Source organism: Pseudomonas sp. (assembly GCF_049645325.1).
Taxonomy (GTDB): domain Bacteria; phylum Pseudomonadota; class Gammaproteobacteria; order Pseudomonadales; family Pseudomonadaceae; genus Aquipseudomonas.
Genome location: NZ_JBARTQ010000217.1, coordinates 1 through 8,737, shown reverse-complemented (window position 1 = coordinate 8,737; position 8,737 = coordinate 1). Strand labels below are relative to the sequence as shown.

The 8,737-nt window shown below is 60.5% G+C and carries 10 protein-coding genes; 4 read left to right on the top strand and 6 right to left on the bottom strand.

All coding sequences use genetic code 11. The annotated features are described in order from the left end of the window. Window positions 1–860: hypothetical protein (locus tag WBB95_RS09490; protein WP_424487351.1), on the bottom strand; the 860-nt coding region annotated here is incomplete at its 3' end. A 361-nt stretch (window positions 861–1,221) separates the two neighbouring features. Here WBB95_RS09490 and WBB95_RS09485 point away from each other — a divergent pair. After that, complete coding sequence (locus WBB95_RS09485) at window positions 1,222–2,124, top strand: LysR family transcriptional regulator (RefSeq protein ID WP_424487350.1); 903 nt, start codon at window positions 1,222–1,224, stop codon at window positions 2,122–2,124. Here WBB95_RS09485 and WBB95_RS09480 read toward each other — a convergent pair. Next, a complete protein-coding gene (locus WBB95_RS09480) occupies window positions 2,116–2,874 on the bottom strand; it encodes a substrate-binding domain-containing protein (protein WP_424487349.1) in 759 nt (252 codons plus the stop codon). The genes WBB95_RS09485 and WBB95_RS09480 overlap by 9 nt on opposite strands. Then, window positions 2,874–4,178 (bottom strand): MFS transporter, encoded by a 1,305-nt coding sequence (locus WBB95_RS09475; protein ID WP_424487348.1) that lies wholly within the window; start codon window positions 4,176–4,178, stop codon window positions 2,874–2,876. The genes WBB95_RS09480 and WBB95_RS09475 overlap by 1 nt, the downstream gene beginning before the upstream one ends. Window positions 4,179–4,376: 198 nt before the next feature. On the opposite strand from WBB95_RS09475, the gene WBB95_RS09470 reads away from it, so the two are divergent. After that, window positions 4,377–4,520 (top strand): hypothetical protein, encoded by a 144-nt coding sequence (locus tag WBB95_RS09470; protein ID WP_424487347.1) that lies wholly within the window; start codon window positions 4,377–4,379, stop codon window positions 4,518–4,520. A 94-nt stretch (window positions 4,521–4,614) separates the two neighbouring features. Here the strand turns inward: WBB95_RS09470 and WBB95_RS09465 are convergent, their stop codons facing one another. Next, entirely contained in the window at window positions 4,615–4,794 is a 180-nt protein-coding gene (locus WBB95_RS09465) for a hypothetical protein (RefSeq protein WP_424487346.1), read from the bottom strand. A gap of 129 nt (window positions 4,795–4,923) precedes the next feature. Here WBB95_RS09465 and WBB95_RS09460 point away from each other — a divergent pair, with 129 nt between their 5' ends. Together WBB95_RS09460 and WBB95_RS09455 are read left to right on the top strand one after the other, a co-directional pair. Next, window positions 4,924–5,859 carry a LysR substrate-binding domain-containing protein gene (locus WBB95_RS09460; RefSeq protein WP_424487345.1) on the top strand — a complete coding sequence of 312 codons (936 nt, stop codon included), beginning with the start codon at window positions 4,924–4,926 and terminating at the stop codon, window positions 5,857–5,859. Window positions 5,860–5,984: 125 nt separating this feature from the next. Next, complete coding sequence (locus WBB95_RS09455) at window positions 5,985–6,347, top strand: 5-carboxymethyl-2-hydroxymuconate Delta-isomerase (RefSeq protein WP_424487344.1); 363 nt, start codon at window positions 5,985–5,987, stop codon at window positions 6,345–6,347. 3 nt (window positions 6,348–6,350) lie between these two features. On the opposite strand, the gene WBB95_RS09450 is transcribed toward WBB95_RS09455, so the two are convergent. Both WBB95_RS09450 and WBB95_RS09445 read right to left on the bottom strand, forming a co-directional pair. Further along, window positions 6,351–7,286, bottom strand: coding sequence for a LysR family transcriptional regulator (locus tag WBB95_RS09450; RefSeq protein WP_424487343.1), 936 nt, complete (start codon window positions 7,284–7,286; stop codon window positions 6,351–6,353). 137 nt (window positions 7,287–7,423) lie between these two features. Continuing rightward, window positions 7,424–8,611, bottom strand: a complete 1,188-nt coding sequence (locus WBB95_RS09445) for a cyanate transporter (protein WP_424487342.1) — start codon at window positions 8,609–8,611, stop codon at window positions 7,424–7,426. Between the last annotated feature and the right edge of the window lie 126 nt (window positions 8,612–8,737).

The following is an 8,737-nucleotide window of genomic DNA, read 5'->3' as shown; positions in this document are numbered from 1 at the left end:
GGCTTGCCCTCCAGTTTCAGCACTCGGTCACGACCGCCTTCGGCCAGCAAATAAGTACCGTCGCCCATCCGCACAATTGATTGTGGCGCCTTCAAGAACGACAGAATCGTCTGTTGCCGCCCCTGTTTATCAATCAGCAACAACCTGGCCCGGTGCGTCGAGTCTTCGTTGATCCACAGCCCGCGCTCATCACACATCAGAAACGTCGGCTTGTTCAGCCCCGCCAGTACCACCGGATCGCTGCCGTCGTCCGTCAGCTCACGCACCACACCTTTTTTCTTCTCCGTGTAGAGCATTCGTCCATCGCCACAGCGCGTGATGGACTCGCCTTCGTGCAGTTGGTCGCGCAGTACGGTCAGGGACTGGTCGCTCCAGCGATAACGCAAGATCCGTCCATTTTCCTTGCGGTCTTCGATGGCATAGAGGTCGTCGCCTTCGACCCACAGGCCTTGTACGTTTTCGCCGCGGAACAACTCGGTGACCACACCGTCCTTGAGAAAGCTGACGGGCGCGTCGCCGGTTTCCTGGCTGAACACCCAGCCGCCGTGGGTTGCGAACATGCCATCGGGTTTGGACAAGTTGCCCACCACCACGTCGCGTTGCCCGTCGAGATGTATGCGCACGATGCTGCCTTTGGCGTCGCTGAGTTCCTGGCTGACCATCAGCGAACCGTCGGGCAACGGCATCAGCGAAGCGGCTTTGGGCACGTCACGGTGCACGGTTTGCACGCTCCAGCCGTTAGCGGCGCTGACGGGATAGAAGCTTTGCCAGGCGAAAAAGCCCAGGGTTGCGGTACCCAACAAGCCGACCAGGCTTAACCCCCATCGCAGAACGTGTTTCAGTGATCCAGAGTCATTCATTTTTATCGTCCTTGTGTGTTGAGGGTGCTGTCGGTCGTCTTGCCCGGCGAAACATACGCCCAGGGTCGATACCGTTTCAGTCTTGGAATTCGCTGTAAATGCGAGGGAGCAGGTCGTCGCGGCGGCGGCCGCGCAAGGGGAACAGGGCAAGGCGTTCGCAGTGTGGGGATCCGCTACGCGGATGCAGTCTTCAAGGGCGTCCAACTGCGCCCATGCGTGAGGCGAAAAGGTTACCGTGTTGCTCACGTTTTTTCAGTGCCTTTTCGTGGGCGTTTGCTGGACAAGTGATTGCAACACGCATGGCGCCTCATCCTCGCCCGTACGATAATGCCCCCCAAATCGACCACACTGGCCCACTTCCGTGATCATCAACTTCGACCTCAACGACCTCCAGGCCTTTCGCGCCGTGGTAGACAAGGGCAGTTTTCGCGGGGCCGCCGAGGCCATCCGTATTTCGCAGCCGGCCTTGAGCCGCCGTATCGAAAAGCTTGAATCGGCCCTTGATGTGAAGCTGTTCGAGCGCACCACGCGACGGGTCAGCCTGACCATGGTCGGGCGCGCGTTTCTGCCTCAGGTCGAGCGCATGCTCGACGACCTCGATGTGGCCTTGATGGGCATCAGCAACGTCGCCTCAACGCGCATGGGCAATGTCACCATCGCCTGCGTGCCGTCCACCGCGTACTACTTCATGCCCCACGTGATCTCTGAATTCCACAAGCTGTACCCGAAGATTCGCCTGCGGGTGCTGGATGCCAGTGCCGGTGAGGTGTGCAATGCGGTGGAAAGTGGCGAGGCGGATTTCGGCGTGAGTTTCAGCGGCAGCCTGGCCGATGAAGTGGAGTTCGAGCTGCTGCTGCAAGAGCGCTACGTGCTGGCCTGCCGTCGTGATCACCCGTTGGCCGAGCGCGAGAGCGTGAGCTGGGCCGAGGCGTATGAGCACGACTACATCACCGTCGACAAAACCTCGGGCAACCGCTTCCTGCTGGACCAGGCGTTGCGTGGCGTGCGGGTGAAAAAGCCAAGCATCTGCGAGACGCACCACGTGACCACGATGATCGGGCTGGTGGAGGCGGGGCTGGGCGTGGCGATGGTGCCGTCGATTGCGATGCCGGCGGGCACGCACCCGATCCTGGTGAGTGTGCCGCTGGTGGAACCGCAGGTGATGCGCAACGTGGGCTTGATAAAACGCCGCGGGCGGACACTGCCGCCAGCGGCGCTGGAGTTGGAGCGATTGGTGCGCGAGATGCCGTTTCGGTCAGTGTGACACCGAGTCCAGCCCGGTGGATTGCACCACCGGTTGCGCCCCGGGCGAGGCCAGAAACTGCAGCAACGCCTTGGCCTGGGCCGGGTGTTCGGCGTTAACCGGAATGCCCGCCGCAAAGCGCGTCACCGATTGCACGTCTTCCGGGATCTTGCCGACGTACGTCACACCCGGCACCGGCAGCAGCTCGGCAACCTGTTGCAAACCCACCTCGTAATCACCCTTGGCGACCTGTTCGGCCACCGGGATGCGTTCGATCATCGTGCCCTTGGCCGGCATGCCGAGCTTCTTGAACAGCTCCTTCTCGACATACACACCGCTGGCGCTGTCCGAATACGCCACGGACTTGGCCTTGCTCAACACCGCCTTAAGCTCGGCATCAGTGCCGATCGCAGGTTTGGCTGCGCCTTCCTTCACGACCAGGCCGATGCGCGAATCCGCCAGCTCTACGCGGGAGGCCTTGTCGACTTTGCCCTGCTTGATCAAGTCATCCAGAGCGTAGCCGACCATGATCACCACATCAGCGTGTTCGCCACGGGCCAGGCGGTTGGGAATCGCTTCCGGCGCCTTGCCCATCGACGGGCCGAGAATGGTGTCCAGCGTGTCGCCGCTTTGCTGGGTGTACTGCGGCCCCAGCAATTTATACGCAGCGGTAAAACCACCGGAGGTCATCACCTTGAGCTCTTCGGCCTGGGCCGTCAGCGCCAGGGCGCCGAGGGCCAGGGCCGTCAGGGTTTTGAACCACGGCTGCATCACGCCGCCTCCTGCATCACCTGCCCACGAGGGTTGGCGCGGCGATACAACGCGAGGGTCGAGCACAGGGCGCACAGCGCGGCAAACATCATCCAGTAGGCCGGCGAAGCCTTGTCTTCGGTGATGTGAATGAACCAGGTGGAAATCGCCGGGGTGAAACCACCGAAGATCGCCGTCGCCAGGCTATAGGCCAGCGAGAACCCTGCCACGCGCACTTCCACCGGCATGATTTCGGTCAGGGCCGGGATCATTGCGCCGTTGTACATGCCGTACAGGAACGAGAACCACAGCAGCGTTTCGAGCATGTGCGCGAAGCTCGGCGCGTTGACCACGAACGACAACGCCGGGTAGGCGGTAATCACCGTCAGGGCGGTCATGATCACCAGCACCGGCTTGCGGCCAAAACGGTCGCTCAAGGTGCCGCCGATCGGCAGCCAGACGAAGTTCGACACGGCCACCAGCAGCGTTACCAGCAGGGCGTCGGAGGTGGTCAGTTTCAGCACGGTCTTGCCGAAGGTCGGCGCGTACACGGTGATCAGGTAGAACGCGGTGGTGGTCATTGCCACCATCAGCATGCCGCCGATCACAACGGTCCAGTTTTTCACCAGGGTGGCCAGCACTTCGCGCATGGTTGGGCGGTGCTTGCGGTTGGCGAACTCTTCGGTTTCCTGCAGGTTGCGACGCAAAATGAAGATGAACGGGATGATCACGCAACCGATGGCGAACGGAATGCGCCAGCCCCAATCGGCAACCACCGCCGGTTCCATCCAGACGTTCAGGCCGTAGCCCAACGCGGCGGCGACCACGATGGAGATTTGTTGGCTGCCCGACTGCCAGCTGGTGTAGAAGCCTTTGCGGCCTGGCGTGGCCATTTCGGAGAGGTAAACCGACACGCCGCCCAGCTCAGCACCGGCAGAGAAGCCTTGCAGCAAGCGGCCCAGCAGTACCAGCAAGGGTGCCCACAGGCCAATGGTCTGATAACCCGGCACCAGCACGATCAGCAGCGTGCCGCTGGCCATGATCGACAGGGTCACGATCAAGCCTTTGCGACGACCCACGTCATCGATATAGGCACCCAGAATGATTGCGCCCAAGGGACGCATCAGGAAGCCCGCACCGAAAACGGCGAAGGTCATCATTAATGACGCAAACTCATTGGCGGCGGGGAAGAACGCGGCGGCGATGTAGGTGGCGTAGAAACCGAACAGAAAGAAGTCGAACTGTTCGAGGAAGTTGCCAGAAGTAACGCGGAATACCGCGCCAACTTTCGAGCGGGCAGAGTCGGGCCGGGAAAGGCTAGTCATGGTTTTGTGTCTCCAGCGTTCTTTTTAAAGTGCTTGTTTCGCTTAAGACCGCGGATAGTGGCTGACACATTTAGAAATGATAAGTGAGTAATTTGGATAGATTGATGCGCATAGGTTATCAATCGCTCAGGGTGATCAAAATCCTCACCCTGTTCTATGCTTCAGGTGTGACCAATTCTTACGGATGGGAGGTGGCAAATGGCTAACGAACCGACGCGGCAGGATGAGCCAGAGCACGAGCAGCCCCGGCAGCGGGAAGAAGAAAAACCTCAGACCTGGAAGCATCCGGACGACGGCACCGAGCTGTCCGAGCGTGACCAGGAGCGCCCGCTCAAACCGTGAATTGCCAGGTAATTAATGATGTTCAAACTGTGGGAGCCTGCTCCCACATTGGATCTTTATTCAGGCCTGAAACACGTAACCAAGACAGCACTCATCAAGAACTCAGCACAGAAATAGGAAACCCCGCCGCCAATACCAGATAGGCGGCCACCGCCGCCAGGCACAAACCGACAAATACCCGCAGCAATGTACGGGCGGTCGGGTTGGCGATGAACCGGATAATCCAGAGACAGAACCCGGCCACAAGAAGGGCCGAGGCGAGAATGACCAGCACGAGGGTGATCCTTTGACCTTTAAGAGCTGATTTATAGTCCCAAAGCCTACAGATGAACAGTGCGCACATAGACGCAGCCCCGCGGGCTTTCTAAACTGCGGCTTGTCTTGGGGAAAGGGGCAGGCGCCGATGAATCGTAATGAACTACGCAAGGCCGACATCAACCTGATGGTGGTCTTCGAAGCACTGATGCTGGAGCGCAATGTGACACGGGTGGCGGAAAAGCTGTTTCTCGGCCAGCCCACCATCAGTTCGGCCCTCAACCGCTTGCGCACGTTGTTCAACGACCCGCTGTTCATTCGCGTTGGCCACCGCATGGAGCCCACCGCGCGCGCCGAAGAGATCATCCAGCACCTGTCGCCGGCCCTGGACTCACTGTCCTCGGCCTTGAGCCTGACCCACGATTTCGACCCGTCCATCAGCACCATGACCTTCCGCATCGGCCTGTCCGATGACGTTGAGTTCGGCCTGCTGCCACCGTTGCTGCGGGCCTTGCGCCAGGAAGCGCCGCTGGTGGTGTTCGTGGTGCAGCATGTGGATTACTGGCGTATTCCGGACCTGCTGGCGTCCGGCGATATCACTGTCGGCATTACCCAGACACGCGGCCTGCCGGCCAACGCCAAGCGCAAATTGTTGCGGCATATTCGCCCCTGTTTGTTGCGCGCGGATGTCTCGGACAGACCTTTGACCCTCGACGAATACTGCGCACGGCCTCATGTGCTGGTATCCCACACCGCCAACGTCTCCGGGTTTGCCGATGAATGGCTGGCGGAGATTGGCCGCAAGCGTCATGTGGTGCTGTCGGTGCCGCAGTACAGCGCGCTGCCGGCGTTGCTCGCCGGGACTGACATGATCGCCAGCCTGCCGGACTACACCGCCCAGGCCATGGCCGCGGGCGGGCACCTGTTCTGCGAGCCGTTTCCGTTTGAAACGCCGACCCTGGACTTGTCCATGGTCTGGCTCAGCCACGTCGACACAGACCCGGCGGAACGCTGGGTGCGTTCGCGGCTGGAAGCCTTCATGAGTGAGCGCGACCTGCTGCCGGTGCTGGTGCCGAAACCTTGAGGTAGCCCTGCCTGGGCAACCGGCCGATGAAGAGCTGACCGAAGTTTCACAGTGAAAGCGATCCGAACCCGTTCGGCCACGTGCTATATGTATGCCTCTTTTCCTACAACAATTCGGAGCTTTTCATGCCGCACCTGCACCTGGAATACACCGCCAACCTGCCAAACCTGGCCGTAGAGAAAACCCTGTTGCGGCTCAACAACGTGCTGATGGCGTCCGGGCAGTTCGGTGCCGAGCTCGATATCAAAAGCCGCGCCGTAAAGGTCGAGAGTTTCCAGGTAGGCACGTCCCTCAGCCCACGCGGCTTTATTGCGGTGAAACTGTCGCTGCTCAGCGGGCGGTCGCCACAGGTCAAGCAGCAGCTGTCGCAAAGCCTGTTGGCGGCGTTGCAGGATCTGGGTGAGTGGCCGGCGGATGTGCAGGTTCAACTCAGTGTCCAGTTGGTCGACATGGATCGCGAGTCCTACAGCAAAGTCGCCATCGGCTGAGGCTTACAGCAGCCCCTGACCGGCACACACCTTCACCACTTGCTCACGAAACCAGGTATTGGCGCTGTCCTGTTCACTGGTTTCGTTCCACTGCATGTCCAGCGTGAACCCCGGCAACCCATTCGGCGCCTCGCAATGGCCGAATGCAGGCGCGGGCGCCAGCAGCTTTTGCACGCGGCGGGGCAGGGTGACGACAAAGTCGGTGCCGGTGATCATCTTCAAGGCCGCGCTGTAGCTGTTGGCCCGGGCGATCACCTGGCGCTTGTGGGCCTGGCGCGCGAGCCAGCCGTCGATCATGTTGGTGTCGGAAGTCCACGGCGTGGGGAACACGTGGCGCCGCTCGACAAAGGACTGCAGGCTGAACGCGGGCTCCCTGGGCGCCGAGCGTTTGTCGAACACACACACCAAATCGTCTTCCAGCAGCATTTGGGTCTTGAAGTCTTTATGGGCGCGGTGAAAGTGCGGGCCGAAGCAAATCACCAGGTCGAGGCGGCCTTCGCGCAGATCGTCGGCGGGAATCTCGGTTTCCAGCTTGTGCACGTTGACGATCACCGGCAGGTCGGCGCGGTCGAAGTGCTTCAACAAGCGCGGCAGGATCAACTGTTCGAAGTATTCCGGCGCGCACACGTTGAAGGTTACGGCCTTCTGCGTCGGGTCAAACGCCTGGCCGCCGGCGTGACACAGGTTGATGCTCTCCAAAATCTTCTGCACATGGCCATACATGCTGGTGGCCTTGTACGTCGGTCGCATGCCCGCCCGCGTGTTGATAAACAGCTCGTCCTCAAAACTGGTGCGCAGCTTTTTCAGGCTGTAACTCACGGTGGACTGGCTGACGAACAGCGTTTCAGACACCTCGGTAACGCTGCGCTGGTCATAGACGGCGATAAATACCATCAAGTCCTGCATATCGAGCTTTCTGAGCGAATTACTGTTTAGCATCCATTGCGTCCGTAAACCCTTTGTACCGAACTCGGTACAAGACTGCGCAAAAGCTTAACGGAACGCTCGTGCCATTAGAAAGCTCTGTAGGGCGTTTCTATGTTTGGTGTGGGACAAAAAATGATGGCAACACGACGTTAACGGATATGTCGTGCGTAATGCGTTGGATTGAAGCGTGTGACGATCAACAGCATTACCACCACCACTGCCGTCAGTGACCACCAGGCCCATTCGAAGCTGCCCAACTGGTCGCGAATCATTCCGGCGATAAGTGGCGACAGGCCAGCAATCAGGTAGCCGATGCCTTGCACGAATGCGGTCAGGCTCCCGGCTCGGCGCGGGTTGTCCAGGTGGTCTAGGGACAGGATCAGGCTCATCGGGAACAGGCCGCCAATGCCCAGGCCCAGCAGGCACGGCCACAGCAGGCTCAGGTGTTGCGGGCTCAGGATCAAGCCGCAGAACCCGAGGATGATCAGCACCAGCAGCACCGCGACCACGCCACGTTTATCCTGGCGGCGGTTGGCGATCGCCGGGGTGATCAGGCCGGACACCACCTCCATCGCGGTCAAGAAACCCAGCAGCAAACCGGCGTTCTGTTCGCTCCAGCCTTGCTCCACGTAGTACGGCGCCAGCCACGCGAGCACGCAGGTGTAGGACGCGGTGCCAAGGCCGAAAAAAACCGCCAGCAACCAGGCGCGGCCATTGCCGAAAAAGGAGGCCTGCGCATCGGCGCCGGCTTGAGGCAACGGCGGCAATTGCGCACGCTGGGCGTACCAGAACACCAGGGCCAACACCGCGAGCAACGCCCAGATCGCCAGGCCGATGCGCCAGCTGCCGGTCTGCACTTGCACGAAGGGCGCAAACGAGGCCGCCAGTGCCGCGCCGCCCATGATGGCCGTGACGTACAGGCCCATGAACAGCGAAACGTCAGCGTTGAAGCGCGATTTGATCAGCGCCGGCATCAAGGCCTGGATCATTGCGATCCCCACGCCGGCAGCGATGGCGCTGACGATCAACTCCAGCGCTGAATCCAGAAACAGCCGCGACAGCGTCGCCGCCCCAATCACCACCAGCGACAGCACAATGCTGCGGTGTTCACCAACGCGCTTGGCCACGCCCATGCCAAAGAACATCGCCAGGCCCATGGCCATGACCGGCAACATGGTCAGCAGCGCGGCGCTGCTGAAACTCAACGGCACCTCGCCACGAATCGATGACAACAACGGGCCGATGGCCGCCATCGATGGGCGCAGGTTAAGGGCGACCAGTACAACGCTGATCATCAGCCAAACGGCGGTGGTGGGTTTTGCGTGAGCGCTTTGCATGAGTGGGCCTTGAGTGAACAAGGGCGAATCAGGCCACGCAGGCGGGGAGGGGGCAAATGAGAAAATCGCAGGCGTTATTTAAAAATTGCGGGTGACTGACACACCGCAGATCAAAATGTGGGAGCG

What these genes read in the sequence shown, in the direction of transcription:
- WBB95_RS09470 (WP_424487347.1), top strand. Translation starts at nt 4,377, where the DNA reads ATGGCTAACGAACCGACGCGGCAGGATGAGCCAGAGCACGAGCAGCCC.
- WBB95_RS09445 (WP_424487342.1), bottom strand. Translation starts at nt 8,611, where the DNA reads ATGCAAAGCGCTCACGCAAAACCCACCACCGCCGTTTGGCTGATGATC.
- WBB95_RS09480 (WP_424487349.1), bottom strand. Translation starts at nt 2,874, where the DNA reads ATGCAGCCGTGGTTCAAAACCCTGACGGCCCTGGCCCTCGGCGCCCTG.
- WBB95_RS09460 (WP_424487345.1), top strand. Translation starts at nt 4,924, where the DNA reads ATGAATCGTAATGAACTACGCAAGGCCGACATCAACCTGATGGTGGTC.
- WBB95_RS09455 (WP_424487344.1), top strand. Translation starts at nt 5,985, where the DNA reads ATGCCGCACCTGCACCTGGAATACACCGCCAACCTGCCAAACCTGGCC.
- WBB95_RS09475 (WP_424487348.1), bottom strand. Translation starts at nt 4,178, where the DNA reads ATGACTAGCCTTTCCCGGCCCGACTCTGCCCGCTCGAAAGTTGGCGCG.
- WBB95_RS09450 (WP_424487343.1), bottom strand. Translation starts at nt 7,286, where the DNA reads ATGCTAAACAGTAATTCGCTCAGAAAGCTCGATATGCAGGACTTGATG.